At 41.5% G+C, this 21,085-nt stretch carries 10 protein-coding genes; 4 read left to right on the top strand and 6 right to left on the bottom strand.

Going from position 1 to position 21,085, the window contains the following annotated elements; all coding sequences use genetic code 11:
• Window positions 1–3,657 (top strand): WD40 repeat domain-containing protein, encoded by a 3,657-nt coding sequence (locus AACU33_RS14915; RefSeq protein ID WP_096589440.1) that lies wholly within the window; start codon window positions 1–3, stop codon window positions 3,655–3,657.
• Between the two features lie 269 nt (window positions 3,658–3,926).
• A complete protein-coding gene (locus AACU33_RS14910) occupies window positions 3,927–4,634 on the top strand; it encodes a peptidoglycan-binding domain-containing protein (protein WP_096589439.1) in 708 nt (235 codons plus the stop codon).
• Between the two features lie 234 nt (window positions 4,635–4,868).
• Here AACU33_RS14910 and sppA read toward each other — a convergent pair whose 3' ends face one another.
• From sppA to AACU33_RS14880, 6 genes are all read right to left on the bottom strand, one after another.
• Window positions 4,869–6,704 carry a signal peptide peptidase SppA gene (sppA, locus tag AACU33_RS14905; protein WP_096589438.1) on the bottom strand — a complete coding sequence of 612 codons (1,836 nt, stop codon included), beginning with the start codon at window positions 6,702–6,704 and terminating at the stop codon, window positions 4,869–4,871.
• Between the two features lie 89 nt (window positions 6,705–6,793).
• Window positions 6,794–7,843 carry a type 2 isopentenyl-diphosphate Delta-isomerase gene (gene fni / locus AACU33_RS14900; protein WP_096589437.1) on the bottom strand — a complete coding sequence of 350 codons (1,050 nt, stop codon included), beginning with the start codon at window positions 7,841–7,843 and terminating at the stop codon, window positions 6,794–6,796.
• Between the two features lie 101 nt (window positions 7,844–7,944).
• A complete protein-coding gene (locus AACU33_RS14895; protein ID WP_445291789.1) occupies window positions 7,945–12,675 on the bottom strand; it encodes an ATP-binding protein in 4,731 nt (1,576 codons plus the stop codon).
• Between the two features lie 25 nt (window positions 12,676–12,700).
• The gene (locus AACU33_RS14890) at window positions 12,701–12,949 is read right to left on the bottom strand and encodes a hypothetical protein (protein ID WP_339376016.1); all 249 of its coding nucleotides are present in this window, start codon (window positions 12,947–12,949) and stop codon (window positions 12,701–12,703) included.
• 125 nt (window positions 12,950–13,074) lie between these two features.
• Window positions 13,075–13,365 (bottom strand): CTB family bacteriocin, encoded by a 291-nt coding sequence (locus AACU33_RS14885; protein ID WP_096589435.1) that lies wholly within the window; start codon window positions 13,363–13,365, stop codon window positions 13,075–13,077.
• A gap of 423 nt (window positions 13,366–13,788) precedes the next feature.
• Window positions 13,789–14,910, bottom strand: coding sequence for a ferrochelatase (locus AACU33_RS14880; RefSeq protein ID WP_096589434.1), 1,122 nt, complete (start codon window positions 14,908–14,910; stop codon window positions 13,789–13,791).
• Window positions 14,911–15,493: 583 nt separating this feature from the next.
• Between AACU33_RS14880 and AACU33_RS14875 the strand changes: the two genes are divergently transcribed.
• Together AACU33_RS14875 and AACU33_RS14870 are read left to right on the top strand one after the other, a co-directional pair.
• Window positions 15,494–18,949 carry a hypothetical protein gene (locus AACU33_RS14875; protein WP_096589433.1) on the top strand — a complete coding sequence of 1,152 codons (3,456 nt, stop codon included), beginning with the start codon at window positions 15,494–15,496 and terminating at the stop codon, window positions 18,947–18,949.
• On the top strand, window positions 18,946–21,054 hold the full coding sequence (locus AACU33_RS14870) for a hypothetical protein (RefSeq protein WP_096589432.1): 2,109 nt from the start codon (window positions 18,946–18,948) through the stop codon (window positions 21,052–21,054). The genes AACU33_RS14875 and AACU33_RS14870 overlap by 4 nt, the downstream gene beginning before the upstream one ends.
• The last annotated feature ends 31 nt before the right edge of the window (window positions 21,055–21,085 follow it).

The following is a 21,085-nucleotide window of genomic DNA, read 5'->3' as shown; positions in this document are numbered from 1 at the left end:
ATGAGCGAGTTAGTTACAAATCATACATCTCAAGAGCAAGAAAATCTCTTAAAAGATACTAGTGTTGGGGGTGATTTGACTTTCGCTCCTGTACAGATAATCAACTACTATTATCGAGAAGAAGCAAAATTAGTCCTGTCTGATTCTACAGATGCTGCTGATGAATATCTCCCCTGCCCTTATCGGGGGTTATTTCATTTTGGCCCCAATGATGCAGATGTGTTCTTTGGACGAGAAATATTTATCGAAGAAATTTATACTGCAACTAAAACCCGGAATTTTATTCCCGTATTAGGTGCATCAGGAAGTGGTAAATCTTCGGTGGTATTAGCGGGGTTAGTCCCGAAGTTACAAAAATTAGGTCATTGGAAATTTACTCATTTTCGTCCTGGTTCTGACCCTTTCCATGCTCTAGCTTTAGCTCTTGTTCCGCTTTATACACCAAATTTAGATCAAACAGACCAAATTGCCCAAGGGCGAAAGTTAGCTGAGTATCTACAAGATGGCTCTGTTATTCTCTTGGATGTGTTTGCGAAAATTCGGCAAAATCATCCTAGCGATCGAGTGCTATTAATTGCTGACCAATTTGAAGAAATTTACACTCTCTGTAACAATCAGGAAATTCGCCGTAAGTTTCTCGATTGCTTATTAGGTAGTTTAGAAACTCCGACTTCTGTGTCTGCATCGGCTACGGTGTGGGTAACAACGATGCGGGCAGATTTTTTGGGAAATGCTCTCTCTTATCGTCCCTTTGCGGATGTCTTGCAAAATGCTGACCTGAAACTGGGGCCAATGAATCGGGAGGAACTAACACAAGTCATTGAAAAACCTGCCCAAAAATTAGGGGTAACATTTGAAAGCGGACTGGTAAAACGCATTCTGGAGGATGTGGAAAACCAACCGGGAAATTTACCTTTGTTAGAGTTTGCTTTGACAGAGTTGTGGAACAAGCGAAGAGGTAAACAATTAACTCACAAAATTTATGAAGAAATTGGTCAAGTAGAAGGTGCGTTAGCTCGTCATGCGGATGAGAAATATGGCAACTTGACAGCTGATGAAAAAGAAAAAGTCCGGCGGATTTTTATTCAACTGGTGCGTCCGGGTGAGGGAACAGAAGATACTCGACGAATTGCCATGAAAGCGGAATTGGGAGAGCAAAGCTGGTCTTTGGTAAAACAATTAGCTGATGCTCGGTTGGTGGTGACAAGTCGCAATGCTACCAGTCAAGAAACAGTAGAAGTAGTCCATGAAGCACTGATTCGTAATTGGGGAGAACTGCGCGAATGGATGAATACAAACCGCACTTTTAGAGCTTGGCAAGAGCGACTGCGAGCAGCCAAGGGACAATGGGAAGCAACTAAGCGAGATCCGGGTTCTTTGTTGCGGGGTGCAGCATTAGCAGAAGCAGAGGAACAACTGAAGAAACGTCCAGAAGACTTAATTGATGAGAAAAAATTTATCGAGCAGAGTATCCAAGAACAACAGCGCCTCAAACAAGCCGAAGCAGCCCGCAGGAAACGCGAAATTAGAACCGCCTGGGGAATTGCGGCGGGTTCGTTGGTGGCGGTGGTGATTAGTGGTGGCTTGGGTTTGATGGCTTGGAATCAGAAAAACCAATCGGAACTGAATCAAGCTGAATCTCTTGGTCGATATTCCTTGTCTCTATTCAATGAAAGTAAAGAATTAGAAGCTTTTGTCCCAGCAATCAAGGCGGGAAAAATCCTGCAAAGCCAACACACAACCAATCTAGAGGTAATGAAGGCTTTGCAGACAGTTCTTTGGCAAGGAAGAGAACGTAATCGCCTGGAAGGGCATGATGACCCTGTCTCTAGTGTGAGTTTTAGCCCCGACGGCAAGACATTGGCTTCTGGCAGTGAAGACAAGACCATCAAACTCTGGAATCTAGAGACAGGCATGGAAATCCGCACCCTCAAGGGGCATGATAGCACTGTCTCTAGTGTGAGTTTTAGCCCCGACGGCAAGACTTTGGCTTCTGGCAGTGAAGACAAGACCATCAAACTCTGGAATCTAGAGACAGGCCAGGAAATCGGCACCCTCAAGGGGCATGATAGCCCTGTCAGGAGTGTGAGTTTTAGCCCCGACGGCAAGACTTTGGCTTCTAACAGTGGTGACTACACCATCAAACTCTGGAATCTAAAGACAGGCATGGAAATCGGCACCCTCAAGGGGCATGATGGCTTTGTCAGGAGTGTGAGTTTTAGCCCCGACGGCAAGAGATTGGCTTTTGGCAGTGATGACAAGACCATCAAACTCTGGAATCTAAAGACAGGTCAGGAAATCGGCACCCTCAAGGGGCATGATGGCTTTGTCAGGAGTGTGAGTTTTAGCTCCGACGGTAAGAGATTGGCTTCTGGCAGTGTTGACAAGACCATCAAACTCTGGAATCTAGAGACAGGCCAGGAAATCGGCACCCTCAAGGGGCATGATGACCCTGTCTCTAGTGTGAGTTTTAGCCCCGACGGCAAGAGATTGGCTTCTGGCAGTTGGGACAAGACAATCAAACTCTGGAATCTAGAGACAGGCCAGGAAATCGGCACCCTCAAGGGGCATGATAGCTCTGTCTCTAGTGTGAGTTTTAGCCCCGACGGCAAGACATTGGCTTCTGGCAGTGAAGACAAGACCATCAAACTCTGGAATCTAGAGACAGGCCAGAAAATCAGCACTCTCAAGGGGGATGATAGCCCTGTCATGAGTGTGAGTTTTAGCCCCGACGGCAAGAGATTGGCTTCTGGCAGTGAAGACAAGACCATCAAACTCTGGAATCTAGAGACAGGCCAGGAAATCGGCACCCTCAAGGGGCATGATAGCCCTGTCAGGAGTGTGAGTTTTAGCCCCGACGGCAAGACTTTGGCTTCTAACAGTGGTGACTACACCATCAAACTCTGGAATCTAGAGACAGGCCAGGAAATCAGCACTCTCAAGGGGGATGATAGCCCTGTCGTGAGTGTGAGTTTTAGCCCCGACGGCAAGACTTTGGCTTCTAACAGTGGTGACTACACCATCAAACTCTGGAATCTAGAAACAAGCCAGGAAATCAGCACCCTCAAGGGGCATGATAGCCCTGTCATGAGTGTAAGTTTTAGCCCCGACGGCAAGACTTTAGCTTCTGGCAGTGGTGACAAGACAATCAAACTCTGGAATCTAGAGACAGGCAAGGAAATCAGCACCCTCAAGGGGCATGATAGCCCTGTCGTGAGTGTGAGTTTTAGCCCCGACGGCAAGACTTTAGCTTCTGGCAGTTGGGACAAGACAATCAAACTCTGGAATCTAGAGACAGGCAAGGAAATCAGCACTCTCAAGGGGCATAATAACTATGTCTATAGTGTGAGTTTTAGCCCCGACGGCAAGACTTTGGCTTCTGGCAGTGGTGACAAGACAATCAAACTCTGGAATCTAGAGACAGGCAAGGAAATCAGCACCCTCAAGGGGCATGATAGCTCTGTCCTGAGTGTGAGTTTTAGCCCCGACGGCAAGACTTTGGCTTCTGGCAGTGAAGACAACACTATCAAACTCTGGGATATGGATTTAGACGCTTTAGTGAGGCGCAGTTGCGATTGGGTAGGCGCTTATTTAGAGAATAATACTAAGGTTAGCGAAAGTGACAGGCAATTGTGTGATGGTATTGGCAGCAAGTAAGGGGCAGGGAATATCCTGACCCCGTTTGTACCATTCCAGTTCAATAACTTCCTTGTTTTGTGACAAAGGATCTAGGTAAAAGTCCCCAAAGAAAGGGGCACCAAGCTGGATGGTTTTGATAATTTTCTGATATTTTGCTAGATAGCTATCACGCAATAAATACAGGAAAGTTGCAAGATTTCGCGTATAACTTCTACGACAGCATCAACTTTAAAACAGTTTTCCCAGCTTTCAGCATCAGTAATTTAGTTATCAAGGAAGCAAAAAACATGGCAACTAACTACACCAATGAAGCTATCCGTAATATCTTAATTGGTTTCGGATATTTAGCTCCTGATAGTAAGGTTCCTGGTAACAGTCCTCCCTGGAAGACGAATAACAACCCTTTGACAGATGCACCCACCGTCACAGCAATTAAAAAATTTCAGCAAGATTATCCACCCCTAAAAGCTGATGGCGATGCTGGCGAACAAACCAAGAAAGTCTTGTACGATACAATTGTCAGCCTTCAGCAAAATTTGAAACGTCACGGTTTCGCTACTGAAACTCAGATACCTTCAGACAAACCGTTTTATGGGCCAGAAACTTATAAAGCGGTAGGGGAGTTTGAGCAAAAACAAGGTTTGACGGTAAATGGTATTGCTGACAAGGAGGCACGCACAATTCTAAGCCAATCAAGTTTACCAACTAATAACGTTAAGCTAATAGATGTGTGCATTCAATTCAAATCGAACCCGAAAAAGCCTAGTTATCTCGAAGCACTAAAATATTTAGAAAATCAGTTAAGTCCAGACATTTTAAAGAATTTTACCAACGAGTGGCGACAAACCAATGATGTCAATCCTGTACTAGTTAAGCTAAAAGATGTGTGCAATTCTTATGACGAAAAACCGCATCAAGATAAAGCGCTCAGTTACTTACAACGTCAGATATCTCCAGATGTATATCAGAAATTTACTGAACTTTGGAAGAAGTAGTAATTCCTGAAAGTGGAATTTGATATCAAAGAAAATTTTGATTGAAGTCTTGCACTAGTTAAGTTTCCCACTCCGCATGGCAGCTCGTATCAGCTTGGCTACTTTCCAACAGAAGCAAGACAGACAACAAGCCTCGACCGCCTAAGATGCGCGGTCGAACCTATTGCGATCGCTCTGATTTGGTGCAAAACAATTAGTAGGGGTTTGAATCCCCACTTATTGTTTCTGAATTCTTCAATCGATTTTGAGATTAAAAGGTAAGCGTGCGTAAACTCCTTGGGGATCGTTCATTTTTTGCAGCATTATTAATTCCTGTTGTAGTTTCTGAAATTCAGCCGTGAGGGGATTGGCAGGTTTGATTTCTGTTGCCTTTATCCCTAAAGCAGTCCGCGCCTCTTCGGTTGCTTTGCCAAAAAAGCGTTCTTCAAAACTGCTAGTTTGGGGATATTCTTTGATTTGCCAATCTTTCCCCAGCTTTGCTTGTTGAGCAGCATATTCGATAGCAGTATTCAGACCGCCAATTTCATCTACTAAACCAATTTGTTTGGCGGCTGTACCCGACCAAACTCTTCCTTGGGCAATTTCTGCTACTTTAGACTCTGGGAGTTTGCGGCCTTGAGAAACTTTATTGAGAAACAGATTGTAAATTCGGTTCACACTGCGCTGGTAAATGGCTAATTCTTGGGGTGATTTGGGACGAGAAACTGTTTGACTGTCAGCATAGCGTCCGGTTTTCACAGAATCCCAGGTGATACCATGATCGTTTGCTAATTTTTGACCGTTAAACAGTAACCCAAACACACCAATAGAACCTGTAATTGTATTGGGTTCGGCAAAAATGCGGTTAGAGTCGCTAGAAATCCAGTAACCACCAGAAGCAGCGACATCTCCCATTGAAACTACAACTGGTTTAACTGCACGCGTGAGTCGCACTTCTCGCTGCATCACTTCAGCGGCGGTAGCGCTACCACCGGGACTGTTTACTCGCAAAATTACAGCTTTGACACGATCGTCTTGTCGCAGTTTGTTGAAGATTTTAGCAAAGCGATCGCCTCCGATTTCGCCATCGTCACCTTTGCCATCTACAATTTCGCCTTCAGCATAAACAACCGCAATCTGATTTTTAGATTTGCGTTCTACACCTAGGGTTTTACCGGGAACTTGAGCATACTCGTTCAGGTTAATTTGGCGGAAGGTTTTATCATCTTTATCGCTAGCGGTTAACTTTTTCAGGTCGCTAATGACTTCATCAACATAAGCTATGCGATCTACCAAACCCCTAGATTTTGCTGCTGGTGCTTCCAATACTGCTTGATTATCTGCGATCGCCTGCAACTTATCAACGCCAATTTTGCGACTTGCGCCTACAGATGTGCGCCACTCTGACCACACATCATCTAACAATTTCTGAGTTTGTTCGCGGTTTTCTGGACTCAACTTTGTCAGAATAAACGGTTCGACTGCACCTTTAAATTTGCCGACGCGGACAACCTGCACGCCAATACCATACTTCTGCAATGCACCTGCCAAAAACATCGGCTGCGAACTCAACCCATTAACTTCCATCATCCCCAAGGGATTGAGTACAACAGTATCTGCTACCGAACTGAGGTAATATTGTCTTTCGTCCCAGTCCTTACCATAGGCGACGATCTTTTTCCCCGACGCGCGGAACTTCTCTAATGCTTGGCGGATTTCTTTCATCGATGCATAGCCTGCACTATTAGTCGAGTTAGTGCGCGTTGCATCCAGATAAATACCAACAATTCGAGGATCGCGCCGCGCTTTTTCTAAACTATCCAGAACGTTGCGCAATGACATCTGGTTTTCTTCGACACCGGATAGCGCCTTCTGAAAAAATTCAGCAGACTTAGGTTCGCCATCGGTGATATTCATTGATAAGTCAAAAACTACTACCGACTTATCTTTGACTTCTGGCCCTGTCTCTTTGGATGTAGCCGCCGCAAATAGCAGTAATAATAGTCCAGTAGCTCCGATACCGCTGAAAATAATCAGTCCTAGTAAGCTGCCTACTAAACTGGCAAAAGTTTGTTGGAGAAAATTACGCATTTTAGTTAATAGTTAATAGTCAATAAAAAGTGGACAAGGAATAGAAATATTTATTTAATTGGAAGATTTGTCGATCGCATACGTACTCATTATTGTATCCGTTGTAAACTTCCAGAATGCTTTAATCGATCTAAAGTCGCATTCCCAGTACAAAATAATACTGTGGTGATTTCCGCAATTAATACCTCAACCAAATCCACAAGTGCGGCTTCTGATGTCACTGCTGCTTGCAGAAATGGCATGGCTAAACCAGCGATATCTGCTCCTAAGGCGATCGCCATTGCGACATCGAGGCCGTGACGCAAGCCGCCTGAGGCGATTAACGGTACATGGGGTGCGATCGCGCGAATATTTGTAATACACTCTGCTGTTGGGATACCCCAATCAGCGAAAGTCTTGCCCAAGCGACGTTGCAAGTCATTATCTGCTCGTTCGCTTTCTACTTTTGCCCAAGAAGTTCCTCCCGCACCCGCTACATCAATCGCCCTGACTCCAGCCGCGAGTAATTTCTCTGCCATTGCGGCGGAAATTCCATTTCCCACTTCCTTGACAATCACCGGCACTGGTAACTTAAAGCATAATATAGCAATTTTGTCAATCAATCCACGAAAATTAGTATCGCCTTGAGATTGAATGCATTCTTGTAAAGGGTTGAGATGCAAAATCAAAGCATCAGCTTCTAAAATATCAACTACCCGCAGACATTCCTCAAAACCATACTTGTAGTTAAGTTGCACCGCACCCAAATTAGCCAATAACAAAACATCAGGGGCATACTTGCGTACAGCAAAAGTCTCAGCTACCTGGGGTTTTTCCACCGCTACGCGCTGAGAACCAACGCCCATTGCAATTTTGTATTCTTGGGCAACTTGCGCCAAACGCTGATTAATCATTCCTGCTTGTTCAGTTCCGCCAGTCATGGAAGAAATTAACAAAGGTGCGCCTAGGCGTTTTCCCAAAAAATTTGTACTGATATCTATATCATTGCGGTCTAGTTCGGGTAAGCAAAAATGGGTAAAACGATAGCGCTCTAGTCCATTGGTTATTTGGCGACATTGAACATCTTCTTCTAGGCAAATGCGAATATGCTCCGCTTTACGAGACTGGGTTTGATCTGAGTTGTTGTTAGGGACGTTCACTGGTAGGTAAAAATCAAAGCTGTTGCGATCGCTATTGTTACAGGTTCAGGGATTCTAGGAAACGGTATATGTAGGGTATTGGGCATGGAGCATTGTCCGCCCTAGGAATTTTTAGCAATTAACTCAGTAATTGTGGCAATTAGCGTCACAGGATCGACTGGCTTGGAAATATGCTTTTGAAAACCTGCTGTTATAGCTTGCTGATAGTCTATTTCTCCAGCATAAGCGGTGAGAGCGATCGCCTGAATTTGCCCTCCCTGTTCTGGCGGCATGGATCTTACCTGTCGCATTAACATATATCCATCCATTTCTGGCATTCCAATATCGCTCAACAGTATATCTGGCTGGAACTGAGTCAAAGCTATGAGGGCTTCTTGGGCGGAAGCAACTGCGGCGATCGTTGCACCATGCTGTTCTAGTAAGAAAGCAATAAATTCTCTGGTATCTGTATCATCATCGACGAATAAAATTTTTATACCGTTTAAATCTCCGGCAGGCTCAGACTGTTGTGGATCTTGATGAGTCTGAGATTGATTGTGCATCAATGGCAATTTCACCGTAAAGGTTGCACCCCGGTCAACACCTGGACTTTCCGCAGAGACTGTACCACCATGCAATTCCACTAAATGATGAACAATCGCTAACCCTAAACCCAATCCCCCAAATTTACGGGTTGTGGCTGCATCTGCTTGGCGAAAGTAGTCAAATACATAAGGAAGGAAATTAGGCTCAATCCCTTTACCTGTATCGCTGACAGTGATTTGAGCCACAGAGCCAATTTGTTCGAGCCTAATCTCAACTCGCCCGCCTTCTGGTGTAAATTTGACGGCGTTGGAGAGAAGATTCCAAATCACTTGCTGCAAGCGATTGGCATCACCAGCAACTTGCCCAATATTTGCTGCCAATATCGTCTGTATTTGAATTGACTTGGCTTCAGCCGCCAACCGTACTGTTTCTATTGCTGCTTGAATTGTCGCAGCCAAGTTCACTGGAGAGACATTGAGGCTGAGTTTACCCCGCAGAATTCGGGAAACATCCAGCAGATCGTCAATCAGATCGGCTTGTAATTTGGCATTGCGTTCGATCGTAGATAAAGCTTGCGCCGTCTTGGCCGCATCCAGTTTTTGAGTGCGCAATAACTTTGACCAGCCTAAGATCGGGTTGAGGGGCGATCGCAACTCGTGAGACAGTACTGCTAAAAATTCATCTTTGATGCGATTAGCTTGTTGAGATGCTTCATAAAGTCGAACATTGTCAATTGCTGAGGCTGCCATCTGAGCCAGTTGCACTAAAATCGCTTCGTCTTCGGCGGTGAATTCGCCCTCATATTTATCAGAAAGCTGAATCAATCCGAGATTTTTCCCATTCCGGCTGGTCAGAGGTACGGCCAGCCAACCGCGCATTGGCGGATGTTTACCTCCAGCCTTGCCAAATTTATTCCAACTCGGATGTGCTTCTAGTTCCGCCTGAGTCAACCGAATTGGCTGTTGTGTGCTGCAAATCAACGTATAAATTCCTGAGCCATCGGGGTTATCGTTGTAGTTGCGCCACTTGGCATATTTATCGGAAAGCGAGATTGTATGAATTCCCTGTGCCCAGTCATCATCAACTGTCATGCTAGTCACGGACTGGTGCGCGCCAATAATATCGCGGGCTTGCTCTGTGATTATTCGCAATCTCTCATTCAGTGATACTACTGAGTTAATCGTCAGGGATGCCTCCGCCAACTTTTGTAACCGAGATGTCTGCTGCTGTTCGCGAGCCAGTAACCTAGCGCGTTCTACCTCATTACGTTTCCGTTCCGTGATATCTAGCACGATCGCGATCGTAGACTGGGGTTTGCCAGCTGCATCACAAATGGCGGCCACGCTACTGCTCACCCATACCAGCGAACCATCTTTGCGGATGTAGCGTTTCTCGATGGTGAAGTCATTTCCTGACGTTACCAAAGTTTGAAAAAGCTCTGTTTGTAAAGGCCAATCGTCGGGATGAATAATTGCTTCTAGGCTTGTTTGTAATAATTCTGACGTTGAATAACCAAGGATATCGCAATACTTTTGGTTTACGAGCAGGAATCGACCTGTCAAATCGGTTTGCGCAATTCCCACTGCTGCTTGGTTGACAATCGCCCGAAACCTCTCTTCGCTGGCGCTGAGTGCGGCTTCTGCCCGTTTGCGAGCCGTAATCTCGCGAAAATAAACGGCTACACCATCTGGAGATGGGTAAGCGTGAATTTCCAACCACTTATCCATCGGTTCCACAAACTCTTCAAAGACAACGGAAACCTTTTCCTTGACAGCATAGTGAAGTTTTTCATATCCCAAACTTGGTACTAATTCCGGAAATACTTCTTGCCATACCTGCTTACCAAGCAATTCTTCCTGGGATTTTTCCAATAGTCTTGTAGCTTGTTCGTTAGCGTAGGTGTAGTACCATTCGCGATCGAAAGCCACAAAAGCATCGGTGATACTTTCGAGAATATTGCTAATTTGACTGCGGGCTGCTTCAGTTTGAATTCGCAGTTCTTGCTCTCGTCGCACTGCTTCTTGACGCATCTGCGCCATCTTCAGATTTGCCTCGACACGAGCCAGCAACTCCCGCGCTGAAAACGGCTTGATGAGGTAATCGTCGGCTCCGGCTTCTAAACCTTCAATGCGGGACTCCTCCCCAGCCCTGGCAGAAAGCAGAATAATCGGCATTTCTCTGGTATGTGGGTCAGCCCGTAGCTCTTGTAACAAACCTAACCCATCTAACCTAGGCATCATAATATCGGTCAGCACGAGATCGGGTGGATGCTGACGCACAGCAGTTAAAGCCGCCAAGCCATCTGCTACTACCTCTACCTCATAGCCTTGAGCTAACAGCAAACGCTGCACATATTCGCGCATATCAGCATTATCGTCAGCTAAGAGAATACGAGCAGAGTCAGACGCAAGAACGCGGGGATATAGAGATGCGGGGAATGTTGGCGATAATTTCTCTGCGTCTTCCTGGCTTTGCGTTTCCCTGTCTTCTTGCGGTAGCCAACGCAGGGCTTCTTCGACATAAGCAGCTGCACCTATTGCAGTTGATGCCAACGAACGAGTTGTCTGAGTGTGACTTGCGCCAAATTTTGGTAAATGAGCCGTTCCTATAGGAATTGATACTTTAAAACTGCTACCTTCGTTGATAATACTGGTAACTTCGATAGTACCGTGATGCAATTGCACGAGTTCTTGAACCAAGGAAAGACCAATTCCCGATCCTTCATAAGTTCTTCCCCTGGCTCCCTGTACCCGATGAAAGCGCTCAAATAAGTGAGGTATTTCTTCAGCAGGAATACCTGTGCCCGTATCTCGCACTTCCAATTCCACGCGATCGCGAAAATCGCGCAAGCTAACGGCAATTTCTCCTGCAAAAGTGAACTTAAAGGCGTTAGAAAGCAAGTTGAGGACAATTTTTTCCCACATTTCCCGATCTACATACACGGGTTCAGGTAGGTGGGGACAATCAACTACCAGGCGCATCCCGGCTCGTTCGATCGCAGATCTAAAAACTCCTGCCAAATCTGTGGTAAATATTGCCAAATCTGTTGGCTCGTATACCGCCTGAACTCGACCTGCTTCAATTCGAGAGAAGTCGAGGAGTGTATTCACCAGCTTCAGCAACCGCAAGGAGTTACGATGTACAATCTCCAACTGTTCGCGATCGCTTGGTAACAGCCCAGAAGAATCAGCCAGGATATCTTCTAAAGGGCCAAGCATGAGGGTGAGGGGAGTGCGGAATTCATGGCTGACGTTGCTAAAGAAAACAGTTTTTGCGCGATCGATTTCTGCTAAAGCTTCGGCACGTTTGCGTTCTTCTTCGTATGCTTGAGCGTTAGCAATACTCGCCCCAATCTGAGATGCAACTAAATCGATGAATCTTTGATAGTTGTCGTCAAAGATTCTCAACGGGTTTAAGCCAGCAATTAATATACCAGCTTTTCCAGTCTTTCCCGATGGTGCGATCGGCACAGCTACCGCTTGATGAGGAGGACGTTGCCAAGCGCCTGTTGGCAGGTTAACAAAAGATGCTGCCAAATTAGAAACTAGGCATGGCTTCTGCGTTTTAATGATTTCCGCAAACGGCCAAACCGAATCGGCATTAAGATCGACTTTTTGCGGAACTGCCGCATGGTCTGGTTCGATCCCGCAAGTCCCAGTCAACAGCACGCACTGCCGATCTGGATCGACCAGATAAATCATCGCAAAAGGCAGGTCATAAGGATTAGTTGCCAAACAACTCGCACTCAGGGTACAAGCTGCATCAAATGTGCGCGCGTCGGCTGTTCTCGCCGCTAATTCTCGCAGTAGTGCCAACTGACGTTCGCTAATAATTCGCTGCGTGTCGTCTGAGTTAGCACAAATAATCCCACCTGTACCGCCTTGGTCGTTAGGAACTGGGCTATATGAAAATGTATAATATGTTTCTTCTGGGTAGCCGTTGCGCTCCATAATTAGTAGTAGCGCTTCGTCGTAAGTACCCTCATTCTTTAATAGTGCTGATTCTGCCCTAGGCCCTACTTGATCCCAAATCTCCCGCCACACATAAGCAGCTGGCTGTCCTAGAGCCGAAGGATGTTTGCCACCGACAATTGCCTTGTAGGCATCATTGTAAAGGTTAATGAGTTCTGAACCCCACCAGACAAACATTGCTTGGCGAGAAGTCAGCATTATTCGCACGCAAGTCTTGAGGCTCTGCGGCCATGCTGATACTGGGCCCAAAGACGTTTGTGACCAATCGAAAGATTGCATGAGCATTCCCATCTCTCCACCACCAGCAAAAATGTCTTCGTTGCTAGTGGCTTTCATCCCTTGAGTCACAAGTCTTGGCTCCTCATGCTCGAAAATATTTCTTTTGCAGCTCTTGAGTGCGATCGCTCATTGGTATAGTAACGCTTAAATTCACTCCCATGTTAAGGTCTAGTTTTTTTAGTCTGGGTTTCCAGCAGCATTTGCGATGGTATGAAACTCCAAGCTGCAAACTGGACTTGTGACAGTTCGCGGCAATATTGAGTCTCACCAACCAACTCCGCGAAGCTTGTTTGGCGATCGCGGATATCTTTTCTAGACCAGACTTTACCACGTGCTATATTGCTCTTTGTTCTGCCACAAGACACAAAAATGACAAAAAATACCCCAACGGTTGGGGTACAGCATCACTAAGTTGAGTTGTCTAACCAAGATTTTACGGGTGCAATATCTCTAACTTCATCTTCTGCCAAATAATCTGGCAAACCCAGATAAAAAGCTCATAACGTCGCTAACCGAATCAAAGCCCAAACCAACCACTTGAAATGCAGCACTAGATATAGAAGAAGAGCTAAAAATAGAATTGCTGCCAAAACCTCTACGTCTTGATTTTCTTCGTACAGAAGAAAACACATCCCTCTGCTCGTACATTGACCCTGATAAGAAAATATCAATTCCACCCGAAACTTGGTCGAGTTCTTCGTTTGATAATTCAACGGGAGCGTTATTTATAACTTTCTCACTAGACATGATTTTTTCCCATCGATAGCTATTGATACTGAGATATCTCTCTTGCAAGAGAACTTATGCACTATGCCTGAAATCCTGAAAGAAAGTATTCGGATCGAGGCTGACTAAGAACGAACACCATTACCGCTTAACTATATTTAACTATTAATTAAAAGTTAATCAGTTTTACTTATAGAAAAGCGATAGTTAGTTCCTGCAAAATATAGATACAATTAAATCTTTAATATTTCCGTTGAACAGCTGAGAAAAAATTGGGCGATTTCCAAACTTTACGAAGTAAGCTGAGATTCCTACTCCTTCACAAAAAAAGAGCATTAATCATTTGTCTTCTTGACTAATGCTCTTGCCCCATGCTTAATTTTTAAGCTACTATCCTCAGGACTTTAGCCCTGGATTTTCAAGTACTCCTCGCTACATTTTTACTTAATGATGGTGATGGTGATGGTGATGATGTCCATCTAGTTGAGGGTTAACTGCGATCGCTTCTTCTGTTCTCAACTCATTAATATGAGAATCTGCCCATTGTACTGCCATTTCTAAAAATTTTGCATGATCGTTAACGCATGGCATTTGCACATAATCTACATCAGGATGTTTTTTCTCCACCGCATGAATAATATGGTGAACATCCAATAAAGTTTCGTGATTTTCTGTAGCAAAACCAATAGGCATAAAAATTACTACTTTGGCACCCAATTGAATCAGGTTTTTAGCAGCTTGTTCGGCATTTGGTAGCGTCCATTCAATTAAAGGAGTGTCATGGTTAAGCCAACCTACAGAAATTAAAGGATAGCGGTTAATCAACTTTTCCCTTACCAATTCATATAGTGCTTGGCTTTCGGTAATCCCGGAGGTAAATCCTTTGGCTTTGTGAGGACAACCGTGATTCATCAGCACAATCCCAATTTGAGAAGGTAGGTAAGTTGCTGCTAAATCAGCGTTAATTTTCTCCTCTACAAGATGAGCCATCAAATCAATGTAAGCTGGCTCGTTGTAAAAAGAAGGTATATAGCGCAGTCCTTTTACCCAATGTTCTTCGCCATCAGCCATCTCGGCTAAAGCATTATTTACCTGCTCGATCGCAATCCCACTAGTAAAAATAGAATCAACCACTAGTAGGGGATAAATTAAGATTTTGTCGAAGCCTTGGTTTTTAATTTCTGCTAAGACTTGTTTCGGCAAAAAAGGAGCGCAGAAGTTGAAAGCTTTAAAAACTTGGACGCCGTTACCCCACTTTTCTTGTAACAGCTTCTCAATGCCAGCACGTTGCTTTTCAAAGATGGCGTTATGTGGGGAAATAAAATCATGATGTGTGTGTCCCCATTCATGACGGTCAAATAACGCCAATAGCTTGGCTAGGGGTGGATAAATCCAAGTTGGGACTGGTGCAAATTTTGCTGTTAGTAAATTTAAAGCCTGTTCGTTATAGTTAGCGAAATCTTCGTAGCTTTCGACTTCGCCGTAGCCCATGAGCAATACGGCGACTCGATCTTGATGTGATGATTGCTCGTGGGTATGTTGTACTTTTTCCGGCGTGGCTACCACAGTGAGTTCCTCAATATAACCAGAATGGAGAGAAGTATCAAAGAAATAATTTGATTATTTCCCTGGTTTGTAAACTAATATCCCATCCGGGGGGATAGGATAATTACAATCATCATAACTAGGTATTGCATCTTATACTTCTGCCGATAGGATCTAGACAAAAAAATTTACTTAACAAAATTTACTGAATCAAAAAATTTACTAACAGTAGATACGTAGCTTTAGCTTAGTGTAATTATTGGCACATACCTACTTGGCGATCGCCATAATTGCAGATCACCCTTCTTGGCTGAGGGTACTTGTGTTGAAGCTGAAGCAGTATCTTATTAACTAAGCTACTCCATTGGGTTAACATGTATCAAAATGGATTGAGATAGCTCGAAATTATATACAATTTTTAATAATTACACATTCCTAACCCAAACACCTCTGAAATAAGTTGAGTTTTGTTAATTTTTTCAGAGGTTTACTCATTGCAGAAATCAAATTTTTTCGATGTAACGCTGAGAATTTTCATTCTTATAAATTAATTATTAGTTTGTTAAACATCTCAGGTTTAAACTTTACTAAGCTCATCAGGTATATGGAAGAAATCTTAAACGAATACTGTAAACAAGCTAATTCTGGACTACTTCTATTGAGTATGCCGACTGGTTTTGGCAAAACCTATAATGTCCTAAACTTTATTTATTATAATTATCAAGAATTTGCTGCTCAAAATAGAAAAATTATTTTTATTACTAACCTCAAGAAGAATCTACCAGTAAATGAACTACGAGAGCGTTTTATTCATGATGGTAAAGGGGATGAATTTAACAAACATGTTCTTTTTATTGATTCTAACGTTGATACAGTTATTGATAATCTCCTAGAAAATGATCGCAAAATACCTGAACAGTTTAAAACAGAAATTTATAAGCGTTTAAAATCTCGAATAATAACGTGCAAAAATAGTTCACTTCCAAAAGAAGTTCAATTGATGCTCAAAATCGAAATTCGTAAAGAAATAGAGCCAGCATTCCGAAAAGATATTCAAAAAATATTGAAAGAAAATTTTAAAAATAAAAAAGCCCGGTTGTTAGCCATAAAAAATGAACCAGATTATCAATGGATTGGCAATTTATATCCCGCAGTATTTACAGATGAAAGAACTGTCTTATTTCTGAGTATGGATAAGTTCATTGCTCAAAACACGACACTGGTTGAGCAATCATATTACTTCACTGAAAGATTGATTGATGAATCTCTGATTTTTATTGATGAGTTTGATACTACTAAAGATGCTGTTCTCAACAATATTATTCAAACAGGCTTGCGCCATAGAGTAGATCTTCTTGATTTATTCTTGAATATTCATAACCACCTTATGCAAAACGAATTTCCTGAAAGGTTGCTTCAGGAATCTGGATGGCTCAAGAAAAAATCTACCGGAAAAGATTGGTTATCTCCACGACAAAAGATTGAATCATTTCGAGATAAAGCTAGTTACATATTTAAAACATATCAATTACACCATATCTGTAAATCTCATGATGACTTTTTGACAAGAACAAGAAACTTTCTGTTTTATGACTACCAATTCCATAATGTACTAAATCGTCATCAGCGTATCAAAATTATTGAAGATGTAGAAAACCGTACAAATTGGATTAAGTCTTTTGATATTAAAACCATAGAACCTGGTGTAGATATACAAGAGTTGCTGAGTAAGATTACCGGATTTCTAACCTATTTTCAGACAGGAATTAAGCACTTAGCTAATAATTATAGACGTTTAAAAGAAGAAAATAAAAGTAATCAGGAAGCCTTTCCACTCGAATCGGCCATTAAAACAGTTTTGAATAATTTTCTCCTTGATGAGCAAGATGTCGCATTTTTGACCAATAAAATTCTAGAAGACGACTTACAGTATGGCTTGCAAAGCGACAAAAGAACAATCCAAAGTCAGATTTTTTATGATACAGGCTTTCGGTATCACGATATCGTCGATAGTGATGAGCATGATACATTATCGAAGATATATATGTTCAACTTTAGCCGTACACCAGAATCTTTTCTGGCGGGAGTTTGCTCACAAGCTATGGTCGTTGGTATTTCTGCAACTGCTGGACTTTATACAAACATTGGCAATTACGATCTAGAGTATCTCAAATCCCGTTTAGGAGATTCATTTATAAGTCTTAAAGAAGATGCTCTTATTAAGCTCAAAAACGCATATTCTAAAGCAACTCAAGGATACGATCAAGTAGTTATAAAAACTGAATTTATTGGAACAGACTCACAGCAGGAAGCAATCAAACAGCTTAAGGAGCTTTTGCGTGATCGAGAAGCAGCACAGGCTTTATGGAACGAACTGAGCCATCAAATAACTAATGATGATGATAAGAAGAGTATTGAATTTTCATTTTGCCGTTATGTTAGGGCGTTAACTGCATGGAAATATTTTCTAGATCATTCTGATTGTCATGCCTTTCTTTGTCTTTTCAGTAAATTACCAAAGCCTTCCGATCCGAAGTTCGATCTGAACATATTGTATAAATACGCAAAATACTTATTAGATGACAAGAAAGATGTCATTGATGGTAGTGTAGAGGATACCATCTTCTTACTTAGTGGAGATAAGTTTGAAGAAAATAAAGAGAAACTGCTGAATGATCTGAAAGCTCACAAACGCAGATTCATTATCTCTGCTTACCAAACAATCGGAGTTGGACAAAATTTACAATTTCCTATCCCTTGTGGATTAGAGGCAATACACATTAACAACTTGCCACAGCATTCGGATATGGATATTAATGGCATTTATCTAGATAGCCCAACAAATCTACTTGTCAATATTTATGGAAATAATATCGAAGATGATGATTTTATAAAATATATTTTTCAATTAGAATTCTTGCGGGAAAATGGAGCTTTTTCAATTAATACATTTAAGACCAAGTTGGATAGAGCATTTCAGAGATATATAGGAAGATACCAGCCTAAGCAAAAGGCTGAAGACTTTATAAACTTATATAATACAGGTGCCTATTCACGCTTTTTGAATAAAACAATTATCCAAGCAATAGGTCGAATATGTCGAACTAATATGAAGGCTCCAAGAATCCATATTCTTGCCGATGCTTCAATCCGAAAACATTTAACTGGTTTTGCTTTACCAAAAGATGTAATTCCTGTTCGTGAATATGCTGCTCTGTTAAAAACAGCAGGGGAATCGATGTGCCCATCTGAAGATTTAATAGAAGCGCAAAACCGAGCATCTCTTAGAAGTAATCAGAATTCTGCTAACATACGCCGCCAACTGAATACTCCTTGGACACCTACGAGTGTTAAAGCATGGCAGGATCTGAGAGAACAAACTCTCCGTCAACCTGCTATGGCAAAAGAATCAGAATGCAATCCTAACTGGAATAGTTTTTACCTAAAATTACCAAAACCCGCCGATTCATATTATTTTTCACATGAAAATGACTATGATGAAATTGAAGTTTTCTTTTCTGATGTATACGGGAAAAAAGAAGTTAAAGAAGTGAGTGAAAGAACTTCTCGTCTTTCAGAGTTAATGAAAATTGATGTACTACATAAATTGTTTATTGATTCTAGCTGGGCAACAGCATTTCCAAAATCTAAACTTATGCTAACACCCTCAATGTTCAACAATATTTATAAAGGGGCGTTAGGTGAAGTATGCGGAAAATATATTTTTCAAAACTTCTTAAATATTCACTTGCAAGAACTGGATGTCAATGAATTTGAGTGTTTTGACTTTAAAACAGAGCAGAAAGTTTATGTAGACTTCAAGTTATGGAACGATCAGATTGCGGTGCCATCTGAGGAATTACTTGATAAAATCATCGAAAAAATGGCCTTTGTCGGAGCAGAAAGAATTTTTGTCATCAACATTCTTGGTACTTTAAACATACCTTTTCGTCCGATTTTGTCATTTGGTGGAAAAATTGTCGAAGTTCCTTATCTCTGTAAAAATGATAAAATCGATAACTCAGCATTGAAATTTATTCAGGATGAATTTTATAAATGAGCATTACCACAAATAGACTAAAGATTGATTTTCATATTGATGCTATTGAACGAGACTTTGTTTTTATTCGCTTAAAACGAGAAAAAAATGGTAAATGGTGGGGAGCGGAAGAACTAGACTGCATTATTGGTGACGAATATAAAGCTATGGCAGTTGGGTATGCTCAATATGCCTATGCTATGTTTGAAAAAAAATCAAATAATACTTATGAATTACTTCAAAAACTGAGAACAGATACTAAATTTGCTAATGTATCTGCAATTGAAGTAAAGCCCCAGGCTGTTTATAACGGAAATGATGAATGTATATGTGAGGTAACACTTGCTCGATTATTAATAAATTCTCTAGGTTCATCACGCTCAAGATTTAAGGATCTACATTTCTCAAATCTCACCGGTACATTATTGAAAGTGCCAGCATTAACAGATAAGTTTTACGATCCAATTGGTGTTGCTGAAATAACTCTTAATCGTATTGATGGTAAAAAAAACGAATTCTTACTGAATGTTAGTGTAGCTAGTTATCGCAAAAAAGGTGCTATTTTAAAAGAATACAAAGGCGAGGAATTAAGAAAGATTCTTAAAAGGCCTGAATATGTCTTCCATAGTGGTACAGCATCCCTAAGAAGGTGGCTTCCTTCTGACGGGAAGGAGACAGATGCTACTAAGTCCTATATAAAATGCGGTATCCAAGGAAAAAGGCGTCATACTAATTTTATTGAATTTGGAAGTATTAAAGACTTTGAAAACAGCAGAGCCGGCATTTTGCATCAAGTTTTCAAAAGTATTCAAGAACATTTATCTGAATACATGAGTGTTGATTTTGCATCTCTTGAAATCGACGACAGCCTTGAACTAACGAACACCTTGCTTAAAAAGCCACAACAGCTTCATTCAGTACTTGGCGGGCAACCAATAAACATAATAGACATAGTTAAGGATGAAGATTCTGCTGAGTTAGCAAAAAACTTGAAAGAATTGCTTCTTCCTTACATTACGGATGAAAAGCTAATTACTTTTGGTAAACAAGATAAGAAAGGCGCTCTCAATTTTAGAATTATACATGATGCCGAATTTTATGAAAAAATGGGGCAAGAAGATGAATACCTCGCTTCTACAGATATATTTCAGCGGCAACATCTTACAATTGAATCAACTAGAAATGTCTCTGATGCTATTGTTAAAACAAGTATTAAAGAACTACTTATAAAGCGGGATATTAGCACTAAAAAAATCAACCTTTTTGATTGGTCTAAACTTGAATTGAAAGGAATTTGGACTTTTGCTGCTTGGGATGAAGAAGCAAGCCATGTTATTTTTATGGAAATTCAGCCAAATGGAAATTTTGAATTTCATACAAGAGAAGGACGAAATATATTCAATTGGGAAAGATTTGATAACTATAAAGAATTAATGACTGAGAGTGAGTCTGAAGATAAAATAAGAACTCTAGAAGGTCTTGTAATTTCTGATACAGGCGATATAAATAAAATTTTTCGTACTGATGAAATCACCATTCCCGATATTTCCAAAATTGAAGCTATTATCAACGAAGTCGAGACAAAGCTTCCTGAAGATAAGCGAACTGGAAATGCTTTGGCAGATTTGCTTGAAGAATTTATGACTGAAGTTTCTACGAAAGATAACGATAAACTTATATTATTCAGCGAAGAATTACGCAGATTAGGTAATAACGAACTAGACAAAAGCAGTTTCCGAAAATTAATAAAAGAAAATTTAGGAAAGAACTCAAATGTTACTGATGAATTACGCAATTATCTTCTGAACAGATATGATATCAGGCTAATTTTTTCCAAGCAGAAGGAAAATATCGAAGATTTATTTAATGCTTCTCTCCATATAAATTATTTTGGTGAGACCGCAAAAGAAGCATATTATTTTGTGGGAGATAGAAATGTAAAAGATTATTCTTTCAAGGATGCTTGCCATCTCCGTAAAATCGTTGCAGTCGATGACTCTAAACTGATATTTAGACAACTCCTTAAAACTATGGATGTTGATTTTGTCCGTACAGGGCAAAGTACCGTAGTCCCTTTTCCATTTAAGTACATTAGAGAGTATAAGAATTTCGACATTGCTCAATAAGTATATTAAGTTGTATTTATAACTAGTAGGG

Source organism: Calothrix sp. NIES-2098 (assembly GCF_963875125.1).
Classification (GTDB): Bacteria; Cyanobacteriota; Cyanobacteriia; order Cyanobacteriales; family Nostocaceae; genus Aulosira.
Note: the sequence above shows the minus strand (reverse complement) of the source record. Positions and strands in the feature narration are given on the sequence as shown.